The organism is Coprococcus sp. AF51-11b1, from assembly GCF_027682785.1.
Taxonomy (GTDB): Bacteria; Bacillota; Clostridia; order Lachnospirales; family Lachnospiraceae; genus Allocoprococcus; species Allocoprococcus comes.
This window is the reverse complement of the sequence record NZ_JAQCZB010000005.1, coordinates 1-23,460: the sequence shown is the minus strand read 5'-3', so window position 1 is coordinate 23,460 and position 23,460 is coordinate 1. Positions and strand designations below refer to the sequence as shown.

At 41.8% G+C, this 23,460-nt stretch carries 20 protein-coding genes; 4 read left to right on the top strand and 16 right to left on the bottom strand.

Going from position 1 to position 23,460, the window contains the following annotated elements; translation table 11 throughout:
• Positions 1–25: 25 nt before the first annotated feature.
• From citF to PGY05_RS06370, 8 genes are all read right to left on the bottom strand, one after another.
• Positions 26–1,585 carry a citrate lyase subunit alpha gene (gene citF, locus PGY05_RS06405; RefSeq protein WP_008371975.1) on the bottom strand — a complete coding sequence of 520 codons (1,560 nt, stop codon included), beginning with the start codon at positions 1,583–1,585 and terminating at the stop codon, positions 26–28.
• Between the two features lies 1 nt (position 1,586).
• Positions 1,587–2,486: an aldolase/citrate lyase family protein gene (locus PGY05_RS06400; RefSeq protein WP_008371977.1), complete on the bottom strand. Its 900-nt coding sequence runs from the start codon at positions 2,484–2,486 to the stop codon at positions 1,587–1,589.
• The gene (gene citD / locus PGY05_RS06395) at positions 2,486–2,785 is read right to left on the bottom strand and encodes a citrate lyase acyl carrier protein (protein WP_044998939.1); all 300 of its coding nucleotides are present in this window, start codon (positions 2,783–2,785) and stop codon (positions 2,486–2,488) included. The genes PGY05_RS06400 and citD overlap by 1 nt, the downstream gene beginning before the upstream one ends.
• 102 nt (positions 2,786–2,887) lie before the next feature.
• Positions 2,888–4,327, bottom strand: a complete 1,440-nt coding sequence (locus tag PGY05_RS06390) for a serine hydrolase domain-containing protein (protein WP_173685899.1) — start codon at positions 4,325–4,327, stop codon at positions 2,888–2,890.
• 86 nt (positions 4,328–4,413) lie between these two features.
• The gene (locus PGY05_RS06385) at positions 4,414–5,709 is read right to left on the bottom strand and encodes an SLC13 family permease (RefSeq protein WP_022220651.1); all 1,296 of its coding nucleotides are present in this window, start codon (positions 5,707–5,709) and stop codon (positions 4,414–4,416) included.
• Positions 5,710–5,878: 169 nt separating this feature from the next.
• Positions 5,879–6,814 (bottom strand): LysR family transcriptional regulator, encoded by a 936-nt coding sequence (locus PGY05_RS06380; RefSeq protein WP_022220652.1) that lies wholly within the window; start codon positions 6,812–6,814, stop codon positions 5,879–5,881.
• Between the two features lie 68 nt (positions 6,815–6,882).
• Complete coding sequence (locus PGY05_RS06375; protein ID WP_055246440.1) at positions 6,883–7,422, bottom strand: beta-class carbonic anhydrase; 540 nt, start codon at positions 7,420–7,422, stop codon at positions 6,883–6,885.
• A gap of 94 nt (positions 7,423–7,516) precedes the next feature.
• Positions 7,517–8,380, bottom strand: a complete 864-nt coding sequence (locus PGY05_RS06370) for a LysR family transcriptional regulator (RefSeq protein ID WP_055157515.1) — start codon at positions 8,378–8,380, stop codon at positions 7,517–7,519.
• 208 nt (positions 8,381–8,588) lie between these two features.
• Between PGY05_RS06370 and PGY05_RS06365 the strand changes: the two genes are divergently transcribed.
• Both PGY05_RS06365 and PGY05_RS06360 read left to right on the top strand, forming a co-directional pair.
• Positions 8,589–9,278 carry a DUF6198 family protein gene (locus tag PGY05_RS06365; protein WP_270475538.1) on the top strand — a complete coding sequence of 230 codons (690 nt, stop codon included), beginning with the start codon at positions 8,589–8,591 and terminating at the stop codon, positions 9,276–9,278.
• Between the two features lie 174 nt (positions 9,279–9,452).
• Positions 9,453–10,712, top strand: a complete 1,260-nt coding sequence (locus PGY05_RS06360; protein ID WP_055261281.1) for a dihydroorotase — start codon at positions 9,453–9,455, stop codon at positions 10,710–10,712.
• Between the two features lie 51 nt (positions 10,713–10,763).
• Here the strand turns inward: PGY05_RS06360 and PGY05_RS06355 are convergent, their stop codons facing one another.
• The 3 genes from PGY05_RS06355 to PGY05_RS06345 form a co-directional block, all read right to left on the bottom strand.
• Entirely contained in the window at positions 10,764–12,452 is a 1,689-nt protein-coding gene (locus PGY05_RS06355; protein WP_195434520.1) for a Na/Pi cotransporter family protein, read from the bottom strand.
• A 333-nt stretch (positions 12,453–12,785) separates the two neighbouring features.
• Positions 12,786–13,331 carry a chromate transporter gene (locus PGY05_RS06350; protein WP_270475537.1) on the bottom strand — a complete coding sequence of 182 codons (546 nt, stop codon included), beginning with the start codon at positions 13,329–13,331 and terminating at the stop codon, positions 12,786–12,788.
• Entirely contained in the window at positions 13,328–13,897 is a 570-nt protein-coding gene (locus PGY05_RS06345) for a chromate transporter (protein WP_211133342.1), read from the bottom strand. The genes PGY05_RS06350 and PGY05_RS06345 overlap by 4 nt, the downstream gene beginning before the upstream one ends.
• 101 nt (positions 13,898–13,998) lie before the next feature.
• Between PGY05_RS06345 and PGY05_RS06340 the strand changes: the two genes are divergently transcribed.
• The gene (locus PGY05_RS06340; RefSeq protein ID WP_008372012.1) at positions 13,999–14,931 is read left to right on the top strand and encodes a LysR family transcriptional regulator; all 933 of its coding nucleotides are present in this window, start codon (positions 13,999–14,001) and stop codon (positions 14,929–14,931) included.
• A 41-nt stretch (positions 14,932–14,972) separates the two neighbouring features.
• Here the strand turns inward: PGY05_RS06340 and PGY05_RS06335 are convergent, their stop codons facing one another.
• On the bottom strand, positions 14,973–17,291 hold the full coding sequence (locus tag PGY05_RS06335) for an ABC transporter permease (RefSeq protein WP_270475536.1): 2,319 nt from the start codon (positions 17,289–17,291) through the stop codon (positions 14,973–14,975).
• A 14-nt stretch (positions 17,292–17,305) separates the two neighbouring features.
• Positions 17,306–18,004 carry an ABC transporter ATP-binding protein gene (locus PGY05_RS06330; RefSeq protein ID WP_055261269.1) on the bottom strand — a complete coding sequence of 233 codons (699 nt, stop codon included), beginning with the start codon at positions 18,002–18,004 and terminating at the stop codon, positions 17,306–17,308.
• 329 nt (positions 18,005–18,333) lie between these two features.
• Here PGY05_RS06330 and PGY05_RS06325 point away from each other — a divergent pair, with 329 nt between their 5' ends.
• Entirely contained in the window at positions 18,334–19,662 is a 1,329-nt protein-coding gene (locus PGY05_RS06325) for an MATE family efflux transporter (protein WP_270475535.1), read from the top strand.
• 156 nt (positions 19,663–19,818) lie between these two features.
• On the opposite strand, the gene PGY05_RS06320 is transcribed toward PGY05_RS06325, so the two are convergent.
• The 3 genes from PGY05_RS06320 to PGY05_RS06310 form a co-directional block, all read right to left on the bottom strand.
• Positions 19,819–21,192, bottom strand: a complete 1,374-nt coding sequence (locus tag PGY05_RS06320; protein WP_008372024.1) for an NAD(P)/FAD-dependent oxidoreductase — start codon at positions 21,190–21,192, stop codon at positions 19,819–19,821.
• A gap of 562 nt (positions 21,193–21,754) precedes the next feature.
• Entirely contained in the window at positions 21,755–22,288 is a 534-nt protein-coding gene (locus PGY05_RS06315; protein WP_270475534.1) for a prolyl-tRNA synthetase associated domain-containing protein, read from the bottom strand.
• Between the two features lie 159 nt (positions 22,289–22,447).
• Positions 22,448–23,239 (bottom strand): hypothetical protein, encoded by a 792-nt coding sequence (locus tag PGY05_RS06310; protein WP_055246422.1) that lies wholly within the window; start codon positions 23,237–23,239, stop codon positions 22,448–22,450.
• Positions 23,240–23,460: the final 221 nt, after the last annotated feature.

Genomic DNA, 23,460 nt, shown 5'->3' with positions numbered 1-23,460 from the left:
AACCTGTAAGTTTTCCGATCAGAATTTAATCATCAAATTCAAACGGCTTGATTTGACGGACAACATCCATGATGGTACCGTCACGGCTTTCAATGACACCGACAACACGATCTCCAAACTGTACCTTCTGTGGTTCCCCCGCGATAGAGTAAGCGATATCACGTAATTCTTCGATGGTCTTAAACGGAAGGTCTACATCTTTCATTGCTTCGATCAGATCCTGTCTCTTCGGGTTGATTGCAATACCATAATCTGTGATGACAACGTCTACACTTTCTCCCGGTGTTGTGACGGTTGTTACGTCTGTACAGATTGCCGGTGTTCTTCCCTGAAGAAGCGGTGCGATAACGATGGCACATTTTGCTCCGGCTGCTGTATCCGGATGTCCACCCTGCGCTCCTGTGATCATACCATTAGAATCTACAACAACGTTACAGTTGAAGTGTACGTCAACTTCCAGAGCTGCAAGAATTACGAAGTCCAATTTATTGACAACTGCACCCTTGTTGAACGGGTTCGCATACTCACCTGCACTGATCCGGAAATGATGCAGATCTTTTACAGATTCTACGGCTGCAAGGTCAAAGTCCTGTGTATCCAGAAGTGCATCTACCTGACCGTTGATCAGAAGGTCACACATCGGCTTTGTAAGACCACCCACACCAAAACGCATGCGGATATTTCTTTCTTTCATTACCTTTGCAAGTGAAATAGTAGATGCGATAGAAGCTCCGCCGACACCTGTCTGATAAGAGAATCCATCTTTGAAATACGGTGTATTTACAACGAACTGTGTACAGTAATCAGCCATCATCAGCTTTCTCATATCTGTGGTCGGTTTTGCTGCACCTGTTGCGATCTTCTTCGGATCACCAATCTGGTCTACTTCTACAACATAGTCTACCTTTGTCATTGAAATATGTGCCGGAAAGTTCGGGAACGGAACCATGCAGTCTGTGATTGCTACGACTTTGTTTGCATGGAAAGCATCTGACATTGCGTAGGAAAGTACACCACAGTCAGATTTTCCACCGATACCACGGCAGTTACCGTACTCATCACAGGTAGGAGTTCCGATAAATGCGATATCGATCTGTGTCTCACCTGTTACCAGGGCACGTACACGTCCGCCATGGGAACGCATGATCGCAAGACCTTTTAATTTACCGTTAGAAATGGCTTCTCCGATTTTTCCACGCACTCCGGAAGACTGAATATTTGTAATGGTTCCGTCTTCAATATATTCTACCAGAGGATCATGTGCTTTTCCAAGAGAGCTTGCACAGATAGTAATGTCCTTGATCCCCATATCATGGATCTCTTTCATTACCATATTTACAACGTAATCACCTTCACGGAAATGGTGATGGAAGCTGACTGTCATACCGTCTTTGATGCCACATTTTACAAGAACATCATGGATACTGTCTACCATCTTGCTTCCGTTGGAATTGATCACACATTCTACTTCCGGTCCGTGTTTTTTATAAACATGTCCGTCAAAATGATGAACACCCTGAAATACTTCTTTACCAGTTGCTTTTAAAATCTCTTCCGGGATATCTCTACCTACTGCGTTAATCATCTTATAAATCCCCCTTATACACACCTGAAGCTTTTGCAAGCTCGATTGTTCTCTTTGCTCCGTCATAGAAAGCGATATCGATCATCTTACCATCTACTGTAAATACACCGATTCCCTGTGCTTTCTTTGTATCAATTTCACGGACAACTTTTTCTGCGAAAATGATATCTTTCTGTTTTGGTGTAAAGATTTCATGTACAATGTTGATCTGTCTTGGGTTGATGATGGATTTTCCATCAAACCCCATCAGGTGGATATTCTCAACATCCTGACGGAAACCATCCATATCATCAAGGTCTGTGTATACAGTATCAAAGCACTGTACACCAGCTGCTCGTGCTGCGATCACCATGTTCTGTCTTGCTCCCATGAGCTCGATTCCAGTTCCGGTAATGTGTGTCTGAAGGTCTTTGGTGTAATCTCCGCCGGAAAGGGCAATTCCGAAAAGTCTTTCGGAAGATTCACAGATATCAAGTGCACGCATCACGCCTCGTGCTGATTCAATAGCTGCCATAATCAGAACACTTCCTTCTTCACGTCCAAAATCTTTTTCAGCCTGAACAACTTCAGCCTCTACCACTTTTACGTCCTGTGCGGATTCTGTCTTTGGAATACGGATCGCATCACAGCCGCCTGCTACTGCGCAGCGGATATCTTCTTTCCAGTAAGGAGTGTCCAGTCCGTTAATTCTGACAACACGTTCACATCCTCTATAATTAATCGTCTTAAGTGCATGATAAAGAGAAAATCTGGCTGCATCTTTCTGGTTTTCTGCAACCGCATCTTCCAGGTCAAGCATGATGGAATCCGGTTTGTAAATATAAGGATCTTTGATCAGTCCCGGTTTCTGTGCATTTAAAAACATCATAGTTCTTCTAAGTCTTTTTTTATTCGGATTCATTATCTGATTGCACCTCCCCACGGTAAATCTTCGATCTGTCCTACCGAACGGTAAACAGCTGCTTCGATTCTTGCTTTGATCGTACAGTCAAGAGCTCCTTTATCTACGATTGTAAGCTTTACATTATCGATTCCCAGATTTTCCAGTGTTTCATAAGCTACTTTCTTAATCTGGTTCCCATACTGATTGATCACTGCGCTTTCCAGTGAAAAATCAACTTTTCCTTCTCCGGCTTCTACTGTTACCTGGCAGTCACTGGATTCTAATGTTCCTGCAATTGCAGGTTTCTTGATTTCCATTCGTGCTTCCTCCTTAACATCCATTTGCATTAGTATTTGCTTCGTTGTGTTTATCATAGGGCTCTTACCTTACAGGAACACCCATGGTTTTCTTAATAATTGTTAAGATTCGCATATTTTTGCTGTTACAACTGGTCTTTCCAGTGCCTGTGAATTCATATTCACCCAGCGTTTCATATATACCCTGTCTTCTTTCCATTCAAAAGACACATGATCAAAAAAAGCCATCTCCGGATAGCGCCATTCCATCATCAACACATTTTCTGATTTCCAGTAAGCACATGCGGCAATTTTCATTTCATCCATCTCATACTGATGGTGCAGATATCCACCTGTCATAGAGGTTTTCCCATGAATCCAACAGTCAAGTCCTGCTTCTACAAAATGTGTCCCTCTGTTGTCTTTCATCCAGAATATTACTTTATCTTCTGAAAATTCCAGACCTGCTTTTTCAATTTTATCTTCATTCTCAAAAGGGACCATTTCTATTTTCCGATTTCCTGAAATCAGTCTGTTAATGACAGATCTGTTTTTGTTTTCCAAAGACATTCTGAGACCTTTATTTTTTAATACATTCCACATCTTTTCAGAAAGATTTCTTTCTTCTTTCATCGGATCCAAAACCTCTTTTTGAATCAGTTCCGTCTCCAGGTAATTACTGTCTGCCGCAGTAATAGCAATTACCATATTTTGTTCCGGAACAATCGCACAGGTCTGCCCAAACATTCCATCTGAACACCAGATATCTCCTGTATGCGTCCAGTGAAAATTATAATCTTTTTCTCCTGCTTTCCTTGGTTGTGGATCTTTTTTACCGAGTGCAAGATTCACCCAATCAGCACTTAATAATTGTTTTTCTCCCCATTTTCCTTGATTCAGATAAAGTAACCCAAGTCTGGCCATTCCTTCTACCGTAATGCTCACACCATTTCCACCTGAACAGATTCCTTCCGGACTTTCTCCCCAGCTAAACTTCTCCAGACCAATGTACGGTGCCAGTTCTTCTTCGATCAATTGATGGCATGTTTTTCCTGTAATACGCTGTACGATCGCTGACGTAATATAAGAATTCCCACTTGAATACATAAATTCACTTCCCGGCTCTTTTACAAACGGTACTTTAAAATATGCATCCAGCCAGCTGGTTTTTAATGGTCTCCATTCATTTCCACCTATACTTCTTTCCTGTCCACTGCGCATCGTAAGTAAATTCCGTATCGTAAGCTTCTGAAGATACTCATTTGCTGCCTCACGATATTCCGGAAAATAATCAAGTACCTTATCCTCCAGCTTTATGAGTCCTTTTGTATATGCAATTCCCGCCGCTGTATTTGTAAAACATTTTGTAAAAGAATGGACAATATGTGGGATTTCCTTCCGATACGGTTCATTATATGCTTCAAATATAACTCTATTGTTTCTCAAGATCATGATTCCATGGATCTCTGCTTCTCTTTTTTCCATCTCGTTCAGAAAATTAATAATATATTCTGATGATACGCCTTCCTCTTCCGGAGTTGAATAGGTTAATTCTTTGTTCATGCTGCCACCTCATCTAACTTTATTTTAAACTGGAAACGGGGGACAAAATTTTGCCCCCTTTGTTATACATAACTCTTTTCTGTCTTTTAAAAGAACGGGAATACCAATGGAAGAATTCCTACACAGCATATAAAGCTGATAATAACCAATGGCCATCCAAATTTTGCAAAGTCAGTAAATTTTAAGTTTGTAAAGATCATTAATGTCTGATTTGTTCCTGATGCGATCGGTGTCAGGAAAGAGCATCCTGCTCCAATTGCAATTGCAAGAACAATTGCCTGTGGGTTTGCTCCCATTGATTCTGCAATAGAGATCCCAATCGGGGCAAGTACTCCTGCGGTTGCCATATTGTTCATAAACTGTGTTGCAATTGCCGATCCAAGGAACAATACTGCTGTGATCAGATACAGATTTTTCGTATCTCCAAGAATACTCAGCACAACAGCTCCAAACACTTCCCCAAGTCCACTGTTCTTCATAACTGCAATGATCAAATTGATACCTGCACAGAAAAGTACCATATCAACACCGAATGAAGTGATTACTTCTTTTGGTTTTACAACAGTTGTAAGAACCGAAACCGCGATTAGTGCATATCCGATAAAATTCGGGTTCACTGTAATATCTGTAAGCGAATCCAGAATCAGAGCAAGTACGAACAGAAGGAAACTGATTCCTACAACCATCTGTTTCTTTTTCATTTCAGGTGTAATTTCTGTAGCTACCTCTATCTCTGAATTGCTTGGCACTGTTTCCTCATAAGACGGGCACCAGCGGTTCATCACGATCATATAAATTCCACCCAGAATAAAAATCGGAATACCTACCCAGGCAAAATCAAACATGCCAAAAAGCTTAAGTCCAGCTTCTTCAAGCGCTGTATTTGCATAAATATTTGTCGGTGTTCCAATCAGGGTACAAGCACCCCCTAAAGTACTTGCATAAATTACAAACAAAATCATTTTTGAATGACTGATCTTATTTTTCTTAGCAATACTGAAAATCACCGGCAAAAATGCCATTGCAACATAACTGTTCTGCAGAACAAATGATACCAGTCCTGATGCAAGATAAAGAATTGCAAAAATTAACATTTCTTTTTTCTTTCCACTTACATTACCGGTTAATTTATCTAAAGCATTTCCCATTACGATATCAAGCCCCGTTGCAGCAATCATTCCTGAAAACATACATATAATTGCCATCAGATGAAAACTTGAACTGCTTAACACGGCATATACTCCGTCTGCATCCATTGTTCCTGTAAATACAACGATCGGTGCCATAATCAAAAAACAAAACCAGTTTGGTAATTTTGGCGTTGCAAGAACTGCAACGAAAACTATTAATGTCAGAATCGCTCCTATTGTAGCCATACTCATCTTTCTTTTCCTCCGTATCCATATACAATAAGCTTTTTCGGAGTGCGCTTTTCCAAAAACTCTCATTCTTCTCTTATATGATGTTTACCGGCTCATCACGTTAATCTTATTATAATTGTCTGTTACTGTTTTCACCAATGCCAAAAGAAAATAGGGGTATAGCTTCATGCTATGCCCCTATTTCTCCATTTATTATTTTCTCTTTCAAAACAGATATACAGTACTTTTCCTGTCTGGAAAGGATTTTATTTTTCAAATATATAATACCTGTTTTTGTCTTTTTTACCTTGTTTTTTCCAATGCAAAAAAAATCAATATCTTTTGTATTTGTTATATATGGAAGGAATACTTCTGATATAAAACAGAATCCCATTCCTCGCTCCAAGGTCTGCATTGCAAGCATCGAACTGTTTACGATCATCTTTGGCTTCAATTTTTTTCCATATTCTTCAAATATCTGATCGATCTCTTGTCTGACATAACAGGAATTGTCCTGGATAATAAACTCATTCGGCATCATCGAAATATCCATCCATGGATATTTTTCACCTTCTCTTTTTTCTGCTTTCTGAAGCATCATATACTTCTTTGGAACTGCAAGTAACATATAATCTTCTACAATAAGATCAAATACGATAGAAGAATCCTTTTCACTCAGATCCGGTCCTATTGCCAAGTCATAGGTCCTGTTTTTTAAGCCTGGCAGGATTTCTTTAGCCATGACATTTGAAAATGTTGCTTTACACCCGATGTATTTTTTACTGATCTTCTCCTGAACTTCCATTGCCAACAAAAGACTGGCGCTTAGAGACATGCATACATGTATTTCCTGTTCTTCAGATAATTGAAGTTCCTTTAATTCATGCTCCATTGTGCTGTTTAAACGTTTGATTTCTTTTCCATACTCAACATAAATTTCGCCAGCCTCTGTCAGACTGATTCCATTCGATTTCCGCTCGAAAAGTAAAATTCCAAGTTCCTGTTCCAGACTGGATATAAATCTGCTGAGTGATGGTTGTGAAATATATAAAAGTTCAGCGGCTTTTGAAATACTTTTGCATTCTGCAACCGCTAAAACATAGGTAAACGATTTTAAATCATCCATTTTTATCCTCATCCTCCTTTGATCTCACTAAACAGATTATAGACTTTTTTATTTCAAAAGCGCAAGACTTACACTTCCGTAAGCTCCCCTGTCTCCGAATCCATAATGAATCCCTTGATCTCAATATCCTTCGGCATCAATGGATGTGTCTTCAGTGTATGCACAGTCTCTTCTACCGACTTCTCCACAGATTCAAATCCACCCAGCCATTTTTCCAGATCAATTCCGCTGTGTCTTACAATATCAATATGTTCTTTGTCGATTCCGCGCTCTACCAGTTCTCCTAACAGTTCATTTCCGTCCATTCCCTGCACACCGCAATCCGTATGTCCAATGACCATAACCTGCTCCACACCAAGCTCCAGAATGGCAACCAGAAGGCTTCTGACCACACTTCCGTATGGATGTGTAATGACTCCACCTGCATTCTTGATGATCTTTGCGTCTCCGTTTTTCAGTCCCAGCGCCGCCGGAAGAAGCTCTGTCAGACGGGTATCCATACAGGTCAGTACGGCAAGCTTTTTGTTCGGGTACTTGCTGGTCAGGTACGGCTCATAGCCTTTATTTTCCACGAATTTCTTATTATACTCTACAATCTGTTCTATCATCCTGTGTAACCTCCCATTTGATTTTCACAACGATATTTCATAAAACAGATTATAGACTTTTTTTCTCTGTAAGTGCAAGGATTCTTAATGAATTTTAATGATGTTTTTTCTTCCAGTACTGAAAAAATGCCTCCTCCTGCTCTGAGCGGATTCCATACTTTCTTCTCGCAATGTAGAATTTGGAATTCCACCCTGAAGTCTTCACCGGAATCGTCACCACATTGTGCAGCCGCACGATATCCATATACGGCAATACGGAAATCCCGAACCCATTCTCCACAAGTCCTGTGATAACTTCAATCTCTTCCGCAGCACATACCGGCTTTACCTTAATTCCTTCTTCTGCAAAAATCTGCTCCTGCAGAGTACGGAAACCGCTGGTCTTGGAAAACATGATCTGTGGGTATCCGGCTGTCTCTTTCAGACTGATCCGTTCTCTATTTTCAAGCGGATGTCCCTTCGGAACCACTACTGCGATATATGAATCCCGAATCGGATAATATTCGATCTCATCCGATTTCAAAAGATCCGAGCAAAAGCCGATATCATATTTTCCATCCAAAAGTCCTTCTGCAATCTCCGGTGTCATCCGATTGTAGATGATAAATGGAAATGTCGCCCCAAACTCTTTCAGCATATGTGGAATCGTCCCCGGTGCCAGAGGATACACACTGCCGATCCGCACCGTTTTCTCTTCCGTCCGAAGTCCTGCCGCCCGCTCTTCCAGACGAAGATACGCTCCCAGAATTTCATCCACATCCTTCATCAGCTCTTTGCCGTAATGACTCAGGCTCACATTTCGCCCTTCTTTTTGAAACAGCGGAACTCCGTACTCTTCTTCCAGCGACTTGATCGCATGACTGAGTCCCGGCTGTGAAATATTCAGTGCCTTTGCCGCCTTTCCGTAATGCTGGATTTTTGCCAGCTCTGAAAAATATTTTAAATATTCGATATTCATATATTCCCTCTTTTATCTTCCGCAGTCATCTTATTTTTCAAAATCAACTCTTTACTCGCCATTATCTTAGCATATTTCATTCTATTTTAGAATCAGTTCATTCAAAATAATCATTTGTTTTTATCAGTTTTCTTCATTATAATGAGAAACAGCTTAAATATAAAATTTTTGTAAATTATTATCTATCAGGAAAGAAGGATTTGTACCTATGAATAAGAAAAAATTTCATCTAGCCGGAGAAGTCGCTCTGCTCATCGTCCTGCTGATCAATTCACTCGGCGTGGATCTGATGTCAAAAAGCGGATTCGGGATCTCAACGATCTCCTCAGTGCCGCTTGTATTTAACATCGCCTTCCCGGTGTTCAGTTTTGGAACATGGAATTATATTTTCCAGACACTGCTTGTCATTACACTGATGATCCTCAAGCGTTCATTCTGCCCCGGCTACCTTTTCTCTTTCGTAGTCGGAATCGGATTTGGAAAAATGATCGACGTACACAACGCATGGATCCAGGCTCTGCCGAACTCCCTGCCTCTTCACACGATTTATTTCCTGGCAGGATTCTTACTGGTGTGCTTCGGTATCTGCCTTGCCAACAACTGTATGCTTCCAATCATCCCGACAGATATCTTCCCTCGCGATCTGTCCGGTATTGTAAAAAAGAACTATAAAATCGTTAAGACAACCTTCGATCTCACCTGTCTGACGACTACTGTGATTCTTTCCCTTGCAATCCTCCACGGATTCTACGGCATCGGAATCGGCACTGTCTTCTGTGCATTCCTGACTGGAAAAACCGTTTCCGCCATCCAGAGTTTTCTTGGAAAACACGTGGAATTCTACCGTGCAACTGGGAAGAAGAGAGTTGCTCTTGAAAAGAATATGAGACATGCATAAAAGAAAAAAGATTTCAATTTTGATACATACCAGATCGGATACATCAAAACTGAAATCTCTTTTGGATTCTGTAGCCATTCTTATTTTCTCAACTTCTCCTGTCGCATTGACAAACCTTTTTCCCATCCCGTATACTAGAAGCAGACTAATATCCTGCAAGGAGGCTTAACTACTATGATTATCAAAAACGGACTTGTCATCGATCCTGCTTCCGGACTTTCCGAAAAAATGGATCTTCTGATTGAAGATGGCATCATCAAAGAAATGGCATCCCTGATTACAAAAGAAGGAGAGGAAGTCCTTGACGCAGCCGGGCTTGTGGTTGCACCGGGACTGATTGACACCCACGTTCATTTCCGTGATCCGGGATTTACTTATAAAGAAACCATCCACACCGGCGCACTTGCCTCTGCAAAAGGCGGTTTTACTTCCGTGATCTGCATGGCAAATACTTCCCCGACTGTGGACTCTGTTCCGGTTCTCAAAGACAACCTTTCGCGTGCTTCCAAAGAAAAGATCCGTATCTTCCAGGCTGCTTCGATTTCCTGCAACCTGAAAGGGCAGGAAGAAACCGATATGGACGCCTTAAAAGAAGCAGGCGCATGTGGATTTACCGATGACGGGATCCCACTTCTAAACGCAGAATTCTGCTTCCACGCAATGGAAAAGGCGGCAAAGCTTAACGTACCGGTCAGCCTTCACGAAGAAGATCCTTCTTTCATCCGCAACAACGGAATCAGCCACGGAAAGGTATCCGATGCGCTTGGCATCTACGGTTCTCCTTCCATTGCAGAAGAATCTCTGGTTGCAAGAGACTGCATGCTGGCACTGAAATCCGGTGCCGATGTTGTAATCCAGCATATCAGCTCCGGTATCTCTGTCGATCTGGTTCGTACTTATAAGAAAATGGGTGCAAAACTTCACGCCGAAGCCACACCGCATCATTTTACACTGACGGAAGACGCAGTCCTTGAGCATGGAACACTTGCGAAAATGAATCCGCCGCTCCGTACCGAAAAGGACCGTCAGGCGATTATTCAGGGACTTGCAGATGGAACCATCGACTTGATTGCCACCGACCATGCACCGCACAGCAAAGAAGAAAAAGCAAAACCAATCACCGAAGCTCCAAGCGGAATCATCGGTCTGGAGACTTCCCTTGCCCTTGGCATCACAAGCCTTGTAAGACCGGGACATTTATCTCTTATTCAGCTTCTGGAAAAGATGACCATCAATCCGGCAAAGCTTTACCACCTTCCATACGGACAGCTCGCCGAAGGAAAGGCAGCTGACCTTGTGATCTTCGATGAAAACGAATGTTGGACTCCAACCGAGTATGCATCCCTTTCATCCAACTCACCATTTACCGGAACGCCTATGTATGGCAAAGTGAAGTATACGATCTGTGGTGGGGAAATCGTATATCATGATTAAAAAAATCCACGGACTTTGAATCTTCTAAAGTCCGTGGATTTTTCCATCTTCTTATTTTTCTTCCAGCATAAAGTATTTCATACTTGTTCCGCTTTCCGCCACATCCGCAAGATTGATACAACTGTTTCCCATACGGTCGATCAGATGCAGGATATTGGTAAACGGAGCAGTAAGGCTTGCCTTACATTTTCCTTTATTAACACGCTCAATATGCGCTTTCCGCATCTTGATATCCAGATCCAGAAGCTTATCCTTTCGCTTCATCATCTTGCCTGGTTCGATACCATCATCTCCCTGCAGTGCCTTCAGCGAATCACAGAACATCTTATTCAGTACCTTCAAACTCTTCTGCAACTCATCCATCGCTTCCGGTGTATATTTATACTTCCGGTCTGATCTTTCCAACATACATTCTGCCATTTCCACACTTAAGGTTCCCATACGTTCCACATCGCTGAGTACACACATGAGACTCGCCGTCTGCGCTGCCTGCTGCTCGGTCAATGAACCCGAAGAAAACAAAGCTGCAAGATATTCGGTAATACACTTTCCAAGACGTTCAACCTGTTCTCCGTTTTCTTTCAGACCGTCAATGGATTTCACTTCTTCATTTTTCACAAGCTCAATCGTTTTCTTCAGAATATCTCTTACCTGGTCACTCATACGGAAAATCTCTTTTGCCACAAGCTGCAGCGCTGCTGCCGGCTGACTGATGATATTTTCATCCAGATAAATCGGGCTGCCTGGATCTTCAACACCTTTTTTGCCATCTGGGATCAGTGTCATGACAATCTTCACCATCAGTTTAATCAGGCATACCCAGATCAGTGTCATTGTGATGTTAAATACAGTATGTGCATTTGCAATCTGTCTGGAAATCGCTTCAATCTCCGGACCTTTCGGCGAAATGTTCTGGATCAGTGCCGCAAATGGTTTTACAAACCAGATAAACAAAAAGCAGCCGGAAATATTAAAAATACAATGCGCCACAGCGGTTCTCTTCGCATCTTTTGACTGTCCGATACTGGCAAGGAGTGCTGTGATCGTTGTACCGATATTATCACCTAAAAGAATCGGGATTGCTCCTGCAAGCCCAAGTATACTCGTAACCCCGTCCGGTCCCGGCTGGGAAGCGAAGTTCTGCAAGACTGCGATCGTTGCACTACTACTCTGTACAACCAGCGTCATAAATGTACCAACTGCCACACCAAGTACCGGAATATGTGCAACCCGTCCGATCAAGTCTGTGAATACCGGACTGGATGCCAATGGTTTCATGACATCTCCCATTGTTTCAATTCCAAGGAACAAAAGACCAAAGGCAAAAATCGTCTGACCGATACTTTTTACTTTCTCTGATTTTGTTACAAATGAAATCAGAAATCCTATAAAAATAATCACATAAATATAGTCACTGATCTTAAACGCAATAATCTGTGCTGTCATGGTTGTACCAATATTTGCACCAAAAATGATGGAAATTGCCTGTGGCAGGTTCATCAGTCCCGCACTTACGAAACCGATCGCCATAACTGTCGTCGCACTGCTGCTCTGGAGTACCGCGGTTGTAAGCGCACCGGCAAGCACACCCAGAAGCGGATTCTTCGTCAGAAGTGCAAGAATGCTTTTCATTTTATCGCCCGCCGCCTTTTGCAGACATTCACTCATCATATTCATTCCATAGATAAAAACTGCCAGACCGCCAAGCAGTCCGAAAATGATCTGAATTTTCTCGTTCATATTAATTCCTCTCTCAATTTACCCTGTGTTTGTTAATATCTTTTAAACTTACTTTTTACAATGATGTTTTCCCTTTCAGCTCATTTTCCATTTTATCTGTGGTCTATGCAATTCCAATCAAATCTATGTTAAGTTTAGGTTAAATTTTCTTTCTTCTATCATTTTTTCTTTCCCATGATCATAGTTATGTAAAATCGCATTAAAAAAGATTGTGCCTCTCCGGCACGCAGTGCCTTTTGTTTCATAGGAAGTTCCTATGAAACAAAAAGAGAGTTACCCTCTTACAAATCTTCAAATTTGCAAAAGAATAACTCTCCTGTTCTATCTATAAATCTATCCAATCCCAAGCACACCATATCCAACTATTCCAAACACCGCCGCAAGAATGATCACCTTCGGTACTGACCAGTTCTTCTTCAATATCAGATAGAACATCACCACTCCGATTCCGCACCCAAACCAGTCAATCCTCGCATCCGGAAAATAATTTTCCTGCATCAAATCCAGAATCACCGCAAGGATCATTGCGATGCAGATTGGCTTGATCACATTTAACATACAGCTCATAATATCATTGCCACGGAACTTTGCGAAGCACACCGCTACGCCAAGCGTCAGCGTATAAGCTGGCATCAGCACGCCCATAACCGCTGCAATCCCACCCAGAACATCTGCCGTCTGCATCCCGGCAAAAGTCGCACAGTTAATCCCAAGCGGTCCCGGTGTCATTTCTGCTATAGCGATCAAGTTAGTCAGATCCTCCGCCGTCATCCAATGATTGACCTTCATCTCCTGCATAATAACCGGGATCATCGACATTCCGCCAAAGCTGGTAAATCCGATTTTCATAAACGCTGTAAAAAGTCTGAGATAGATCATGCCGTCTGTCCTCCTCTTGTCTTTTTCACCGCTCTTATAGAAAGCGCCAGTATCACTCCCGCTACGATCATCACCACATTACTGATATCCGTAAATACACAGAGCGCCAGTGCTAACGCACAGATCGGGATTGCTGATTTTCTGCGGAACGCTTCTTTCCCCAGTGAAAGTGCCGCACTTCCCATAATCGGAACTACCGCACAGCGGATTCCGCAAAGTGCCGCATAGCACCAGACATTACTTTTCAGCACCTTATAAAATGCAGTAACAAACGACAGGATCAGAACCGCCGGACAGGTCATTCCGAGTACTGCACAGACACCTCCGAACCAGCCACCTACATAATAGCCAAACAGCATACTGATATTGGTGATCATAATTCCGGGAACTGACTTTCCAACTGCAACCATATCCAGCAGTTCCTCTTTTGTGATCAGCTTCCGTTTATCTACAAACTCCTGCTCCATCTGCGCCAGAATGCTCCATCCGCCTCCAAAAGTAAAACATCCTATCTTAAAGAAAAATGCAAACAGCATCAGTCCATTTTTGATTCTCTCTTTACTCATCTCTTCTTCCTCCTGTTTCTTTACTTTATCATCTCTATTGACATTAGTAAAATATATGTTTTATTATTAAAAATATAGTTTAAACCTATGGAGGATTTTTTATGAACTGGAATCAGCTGCAATATGTCATCACCATTGCCGAAGAAAAAAGTATCACCAAAGCGGCGCAGAAGCTTTATATTTCCCAGCCTTCCCTTTCCTTAAGCATTCAGGCTCTGGAAAAAGAAACCGGAATCCCTCTTTTTGAACGGAACCGTGGCGAGATGAAGCTTACCTATGCAGGCTCCCTTTTCTATGAATGGGCAATTTCTACACTCCACTCTCATACCCAGTTGGAATGGAAACTTGGTGATATCGTTTCCGGCTCCCGGACACTGATCCGACTGGGTCTCAGTCCCCACCGAAGTGAACGGCTTCTGGCACCGGTTCTGGAACGCTTTTATTCCATGTATGAGAACTGTGATATCCAGATCATTGAGCAGCCGACCTATATCCTGCGGCAGATGCTGGAAGAGGACAAGCTGGATCTGATTCTCGATATTTCCAGCCCGGACACTATCAATTATGAGAGTGAGCTTCTGGTAAAGGAAAGTTTTGTCCTGGCAATCCCTGACTCTCTGTGTCCTTTTTCCGATCCATCACAAAAAGAGGAGGACATCTCTGCCACTCCTCAAATTCATTTGCCTGCGTTATCTGCAATTCCATTTATTCTGCTTTCAGAGGATCACGATCTCGGAAAGATCAGCCGCAAGATCTGCGAGACTGCCGCTTTCCATCCGAATATCCGCTGCATCTGTACCAGCAGTAATACTGCCTTTTCTCTTGCAAGACGAGGGATGGGTGCTACGTTTCTTCCGGAAATTTATGCACGAACAACTTCCTTTCCGAATATTCATTTCTTCACCCCGGATCACTTTCATGACACCAGGGACATCTGTGCTGTCTATCGGAAAAATATTTATCATCACGCACAGTTCCAGGCGCTTCTTGCTCTCCTCCGCGAGATCGTCCCAGCAATCTACAGGGCAGCTTAGTCTGCCCTGATCCGTACCTTAATTCTCTTCTTTTCCGCCCCTTACTCTACATTTTTCAGTGCCTCATCCATCGGCACATGTTTAATCCTTCGATATTCTAACATTGCCACAACTGCATAGGTTCCGATTCCGATCAGGAACATTTCCACATAGATCTTCGGATCGATCCAAAATGCGATCCAGCCGGAAATACTGGTCAGCATCATTTCCCAGAACAGCACATTCATAACTGCTTTCTCAATCGGCAAGCTGAGAAGCAGACAGATGATCACCACGATCGTTGTCGACCAGATATAAAGCCTGCTGATCTCTCCATTGGTATATCCCAGGATCTTCGTCATGGAAATAGCCTGTGCATTTTTCTCAATAATGATCTTGGATAACAGATAGATCACGACCATGTAAATTCCAATTGCAAATGCGTTGACCATCCCCATCATATTTCCCATAGATACATCCAGCTGTCTCGAAATCTTTGTCAGTGCTTCCAGATCAAGCACCGAACCGATGTATTTTCCGTCAATATCCTTGATCTTCGAATTGGAAAAATATCCACTGAAATAATCGTTTCCCAGATCAAAGGTATCATTCAACTTCTCCTGTGGCATAAAGACACAGATTCCACCGCTGTATTTGTAGATTCCTTTAACCTTGAATGTATACTTTGTCTTTTCATATTTTTCTTTCAACGTGATCGAGTCGCCCGGCTTCAACAGAAACTTCTCTGCATAGGCACTGGAAATATAGACACCGTCACCGTCCTCCAGATCTGCATCGATATATTTACTGTCCGGTTTGATTCCATACAGGATCACTTCATCTGTCTTATATTTGCTTGGCAATGTTTCCAATGAGTAAGCGCTGAACGCTTCCGCATCTTCATTTTCCGTCTTTGTTCCATAAAAGAACTGTAAAAGCTCCAGCATACTGTCCAGTTTGTTTCCGCTCATCGCACTTACCGGAACCTCCAGCATATACTGGTATTTTGCAAGCATATTGCTCTGGATATCCTGCTGATAGTGTGAAAGTACTGACGGCAGCAAAAGTCCAAAGAACAAAAGCAGATTCGCAAATATGATTCCAATAAAAAGTACGATGTAATTGCTCATATTCTGGAAGATCACACGCAGTCGGAACCGATGGAAGATTCCAAGCTTCGGACTTAGCCGGACTGCTCTTTTCCGCCTGCTTCCAGAAAGATCTCTTCTCAGAAATTTCAGCGGTGAAAGCCTCAGCTTGTAACGAAGGATTCCATAGTTGACCACCAGCATGATCAGCACCGGAACTACCGTTGTCATCCAGAAAGCATCTGCATTCCATGCTGTCACATAGGTCGGCAGACTATAACTTCCATAATACATCCCCGCACATACCTTTTTCAGTGCTGTATAACCCAGAATATTTCCGATCACCGCACCGATCAGTGTGACGATCACCGGAAGTGCCATGTAATGTCCGATCAGTTCTTTTCTTGTATAACCGGAAGCCCGCAGAGTTCCGATCACGCCTGCTTCTTTCCGGATCGTATTGCTGATCGTGATTCCAAATACAAACGCCATAATCACAATGATCATATAGAGGAGCATTATGATCATTGCACGGTCACTCCCCATATCATCACCGGTAAATGTAATTGCCTGGTTCAGATACTGTGGCACAAAAGACTCCAGAGTGACTTCTTCCCCCAGTGCTTCCATCAGATCTTCCGACATCTTTTTTTCCTGTTTTTCATTTTTCGGTTCTTTGTCATACACCCAGGAATAACTGTACTGAATCTTATCCTGATTCAGAGATTCAAACTCTTCCGGTGTTACAACCGATACCCCGAATTTGATTGCATCAAACATGCTGTCATTATTATTCTGGAACAAGCAGCTATAGTCAGACAGTGCCACAAATCCTGTGACTTTCCACTTTTGTGAACCACTTTTCAGTGTATCTCCGACAGAAATCTTATTATTGTCCGCATACATACGGTCAATTGCCATTTCTCCTGCTTTTTCAGGAAGCTTTCCTTCCATCAGGCACACCAGGTTGATCTCTTCCCTGTTTTTGAAAATACGCATGGTACTTCCATTATCCAGTGCCTCTTCCAGATAAAAGTTTTCATACAGTGTCACACCATTTTTTTCGATGTTTCCCTGTTGTGCTTTGGTAATTTTTTTCTTTACCCGGAAATTTCCATCTTCAATCTTGTATTTTTCAAAGCCTTCATTATATGCTTTTATCATGCTTCCGTCAGCAACCAGAAAGCCGGATACAAACCCAATCGTTGCAATCATAAGGATCAGAACCACCAGGTATTTTCCAATTTCTCCCTTCAGTTCTCTCGGAAGCCGTTTTTTCAACGGACTCTTCATAACACGCGTCCTCCTTACCATTCCAGCTCACTTGCAGAAAGTTTATGCTCATTACAGTAATTTTTGCGGATCATTCCATCACGAAGTTTTACCACCCGGTCTGCCATATCCTTGATTGCATCGTTATGGGTAACCATAACAATGGTATTCCCATATTTCTGATTGACTGTTTCGATCAGCTTCAGGATTTCCTTGGATGTCTTATAATCCAGCGCACCGGTTGGCTCATCACAGAGCAGGATGTCCGGATTTTTGACAATTGCACGTCCAATCGCGGTTCTCTGCTGCTGTCCTCCGGAAAGCTGGTTCGGCAGCTTGTTCTGATGTTCATAAATACCCAGCGTTTGCATCAGCTCATCCACATCCAGCGGACGATTACTTAAATAAGCACCGATTTCAATATTTTCTCTAAGTGTCAGGTTTGGAATCAAATTGTACATCTGGAATATATAACCCAGATGCTTTCTCCGGTACAGGGACAGCTTCTTCTCTGTCATATCCTCCAGCTGTTCTCCATCAATCGTAATACTTCCTTCATCTGCCCCGTCAATACCGCCTATAATATTCAGAAGAGTCGATTTTCCGGAACCGGATGGTCCCAGAAGCACACAAAACTCTCCTCTTTCAATTTCCAGATCAAATCCTTTCAGAACATTTACCCGGCTGTCGCCTGTTCCAAACGACTTTTTGATCCCCTTAATCTCTAAAAACATTCCTCTACTCCTTCCTTTAGTTACTCATATCATAGTAATGTTATATCCCATACACTCATGTTAGTTTAGGCTTACTTTTTTGTCAATATTTTAATTGTTATTTTTTCAAAAAGATATTGACAAATGGAAGGAAAATTTTTAAAATAACTATCTGTGTAATTTTATACCAAAATCTTTGTGGATTTTTCTGGATATCAAAATAGATATCTACTTTTCGCCACATAACTTGTTGCAGACAGCGGCAGTTATGTGGCTTTTTATGTATCGGGCTTCTGCCCTTTTTTAAAGATTTTGTACCTTATGCTTTACATTTATCAGGAGGAATGTTTATGAACCAGACTTACATGAAAGAAAAACCGATTCTGCCACTTCTGCTTTCCATGGCTCTGCCAATGGTGATCTCAATGATGGTCAACTCTCTTTATAATATTGTTGACAGCTATTTCGTTGCACGGATCAGTGAAGAAGCAATGACTGCTCTGTCCTTAGTCTACCCGATCCAAAATTTTATCACCTCAGTCGGTGTCGGCTTTGGAATCGGGATCAATGCTGCCATTGCCTTTTTCCTTGGCGCCCAGGATCAGAAAAAAGCGGATGCAGCTGCCACACAGGGACTTTTTCTCTCTGTCATCCACGGTATTGTTCTTACCGTAGTCACAATTGCCGTAATGCCGCTGTTTTTACAGATTTTTACAAAAGACGTGACCGTTATTCAGATGGGAAATGCCTACTCCCGGATCGCATTTGGATTTTCTATTGTAATCTCTCTTGAAATTACCTGGGAAAAAATTTTCCAGGCAGTCGGACAGATGCGCGTGTCCATGATCTGCATGATGAGCGGATGTATTTTCAATATCGTACTGGATCCACTTCTGATCTTCGGAATCGGACCGTTCCCGAAAATGGGAATTGAAGGAGCCGCACTTGCAACCGGTCTTGGTCAGGTTGTCACACTGGTACTGTACCTTGCCTTTTATTTTACCAGACCGCTTCCGGTGAAGATTCATAAAAGCTGCCACGTAGACCGTGCCATGGCCGGACGGCTTTACGCGGTTGGAATCCCTGCCACTTTGAATATGGCACTTCCATCCCTGCTTATCACCGCACTAAATGGGATTCTCTCCGCCTACTCCCAGGTTTACGTGGTGGTGCTCGGAATCTATTACAAGCTTCAGACCTTCCTGTATCTTCCGGCAAATGGAATCATCCAGGGAATGCGTCCGTTGATCGGATACAACTACGGTGCCGGTGAGACAAAGCGTGTCCACAGACTGTTTGCCGATACCCTTTATCTGAGTCTTGGGATCATGCTCTTTGGTACCGTTTACTGCCAGCTCTTCCCGGATTCACTGATCGCACTGTTCAGTTCTAATCCAGAAACCATTCAGGCAGGAGGAATGGCACTTCGGATTATCAGCCTCGGATTTTTAGTTTCTTCCGTGTCCATCACCAGCTCTGGTGCACTCGAAGGACTTGGAAAGGGAACACCGTCCCTGCTCATCTCACTGTGCAGATATACGATCATCATTATTCCGGCCGCATTTATCTTAAGCCGGATCTTCGGGGCTTCCGGAGTCTGGTACGCATTCGGAATTACCGAATTTGCAACTGCTGTGATCGCCTATATGACTTACCGGCGGGCAACCATAAAAAACTAGGCATATCTGCATCAAAAAGTTCTACTACTTTTTCGATACAACAAAAAACCGTAAATCCGGATTTGCTCTTTACAATACTGCAAATCTCCGGATTTACGGTTTTTAATTTTCTCTTTATTTTACTTTTCCATCCCAGTCCGACTTTTTATTTGCAGACTATTCTTCTTCGCTGATAATATGTCTCGCAACATAAACACCACTTGCAGATGCATGGGACAGAGAATGTGTAACACCACTTCCGTCACCGATCACATACAGTCCCTTATGGCAGCTTTCCAGATTCTTATCGATCTCTACTTCCATATTGTAGAATTTTACTTCCACACCATAGAGAAGGGTATCGTCATTTGCTGTACCAGGTGCTACCTTATCCAGAGCATAGATCATCTCAATGATTCCATCCATGATTCGCTTTGGAAGAACCAGACTCAGATCACCAGGCGTTGCTGATAAGGTTGGTGTTACCAGACCTTCTTCAATACGCTTTTCTGTACTTCTTCTTCCACGTACCAGATCACCAAAACGCTGTACGATCACACCACCGCCTAGCATATTGGAAAGTCTTGCGATACTTTCACCATATCCATTACTGTCCTTAAATGGCTCAGAGAAATGCTTTGCAACCAGAAGGGCAAAGTTGGTGTTGTCCGTCTTTTTTTCATTTCCTTCATAGCTGTGTCCGTTTACTGTGATGATACCATTGGTATTTTCATTTACTACAATACCGTTCGGATTCATACAGAAAGTACGCACATTGTCCTCGAATTTTTCTGTACGGTATACGATCTTGCTCTCGTAAAGCTCATCTGTCAGGTGTGAGAAGATCACTGCCGGAAGCTCTACACGGACACCAATATCCACACGGTTTGATTTGGTCGGGATTGCAAGATCCTTGCAGACCTTTTCCATCCATTTGCTTCCGCTTCGTCCGACAGAAACCACACATTTCTTACATTCATAAGCGCCATTTTCACATATAATGCGGTATCCGCCATCAGTGATCTCGATTGTCTCAACCGGTGCATCAAAGAAGAAGTCCATTTTATCCTTCATCTGATCATAAAGATTCTGAAGAACGACATAATTGATATCTGTTCCCAGATGACGTACAGATGCATCCAGAAGATTCAGCTTATTCTGAAGACAAAGCTTTTTAAATTTTGTTCCGGCTGTGGAGTACAGTTTTGTCCCTTCTCCACCATTTTCCATATTGATCTCATCGACGTACTTCATCAGCTCAACAGCCTGTTTTTTACCGATATACTCAAATAAAGTTCCGCCAAAATCATTGGTGATATTGTATTTTCCATCTGAAAATGCTCCGGCTCCGCCAAATCCGCACATGATCGAGCAGCGTTTGCAGTTGATACAGCTCTTTACTTTTTCGCCATCAATCGGACATTTTCTCTTTTCCAGCGGATAACCTTCTTCAAATACTGCGATCTTGCAGTCTGGTTTCTTTTTCATCAACTCATAAGCAGCAAAAATTCCGCCTGGTCCGGCACCGATAATAATTACATCATACTTCATCCGTATATCTCTCCTTTTATTTGCATGATAAAATGATGATACCAGGGTCAAAAGGTCAGAAAGCCGATGCAAGTTTGCTTGCAAGAGGATTTTTGACCTCTTGACCCGCCAAAAACATGAGTAAGTAGCCATTTTTCAAAGAAAAATGAGCGGATTACGAATGTTTTTGAGGATTGCGAGAGTGCAAAGCACGTAGCAATCTGGTATCAAAGGGGTCAAAAGTAAATTTTGTCCCTCACTGGTGTAATCAGATTGCTCCATTGCTAAGCAATTCCCGCAATCCTAATATGTCACATAATAAAACTGCCGTATATCCGTCTGTGTCCAGATGATTATGCACGACAGTTGTCCTTCTTTTGCACAACCTTTCATATTTTAAGAGAAATCTCTCTTTTCGTCAAGGTGTTTCTTTCTTTTTTTATATGAATTTTGCATGAATTTATTTTCTTTTTTATATAGATTTTGTAATATTTTTCATTATCCAGTTTTTATATTTGCACTGTCAAAAATCTTTCTGTTTCTATATTGCTGTTTCTGCTACCCTTTTCGTTTTCTGGCGGATTTACAGCTTCACAATGGTCGGCTCATGTTCCATTGCCGGAATAATCTTCTCTACCAGATCTTTTGTCTTAAGTCTGAGACTCGATGTATTGATACATGGATGACATCCGATATATTCTCCTGTAAGCACATCTTCATCGATCAGAAGCCGTACCATCTTGTCCTTATCATTCATCAGTCCAAGCACACTTAAAGATCCCGGCGTGATGTCCAGATATTGTTCCATATACTCCGCTTTTGCAAAAGAAAGTCTGGACGAACCAATCTGCGCTGACAAATCCTTTGTTTTAAACACCTTATCCCCCGGAAGCATCAGTAAATAAAACTGTGTCTCCTGTCGGTTGCATAAAAGCAGATTCTTGCAGATCGTCGCCTCCAGCGTCCGGTCGATTTCCTCGCATGCTTCCATTGTCATTGCGGCTTCATGGTCGATTCTCTGGTAGGTGACTCCTAGCGAATCCAGGAAATCATATACGCGGATTTCCTTATCCAATCTGCCTTGTGTGTCTGTTGGTTTTCCGTTTACTAATTCCATGTAGTTCTCCTCCGTCCTAGACTTTATTCTTTTTAAACATTTCATTCTCTGCATACTTGTATAGCAAATGTTCATCGCGGTGTAAGATTTTTCCAAACAGCTCTATCTCTCCATCAGAGTATCCTTCTCCCCAACAAGCTAATTATATCATAAGTCCTTTTATATCAAATATTTTTCTATCAGATTCTCTATTATCTTTGAATTCAATACATTTTGTTCTGTCTCAAAAGTTATAATCAACCGATCGCCAGGATATATATGATTTATTTGATACAATTCTATTTTTCGCACAGCTGCTCTTGCATAATCCTGTTTATCCATCATTCCCTCATGTTCCCAGTATATTTCTTGATAAGTCTTTTTTGATAAAAATGTAAAATCTGGATACACTGTACCGTATCCTTTCAGATGAAGTGGTTTTTCATATTTGTAAAGGATGTTTTTTCTATAAAAATAATCTGCTAATATCTTCTCTGACTTTGATCTGACACGTTCTCCCTTCTCAGTAAGAATTAATGGTGTTCCCTCCTTAAACTCTTTCCCCTGATATTCTTCTTCATACCATTTTGTAAGCAGCTGATCCCATGTTGGTTCGATCGGAGTTACCAGTAATTGTCTCGCTTTATTCATAGACGTATAAATTTTTTCAATTTCATCATCCGAATAATTTTTTGTTATTCTCTTTATTTGTTTAAGCCTTGCTTCTCCCTTTTTTACCACTGCCTTATTATAACCTTTTTGCGCCAGGCGCTTTGGCAATTCTTTATTATCTCTTGGAATGTAGACTCCTTTGTTATCATCTATACATTGATAATAGCGCGGCTTATTTTTATCTATTGAAATTCTGAGGTGTCCTTCTGGTACTGTTGTATTCAAATCAGCTTTAGCTTGCGTAACAACTTTCTCCAAATGTTCCTGCATCTGAAGAAGCATGTTTTCTAATTCATACATATATATATACATTTCTCCTTTGCTTTTCTATTTTTCAAATCCTAATCAATTCATTTCGAGAATTTTCTTGATTTGTTTCGAATTTTGAAAATTATAATCAACTCATTCCTATAATCTTCTTGATTTATTTCGAGTTTTGTCAATTACAATCAACTCATTTCTGTAAACTGGACCCCATGTCAAGGACACAGTAAATTTTTTAGGTCAATTGGTTAAACAAC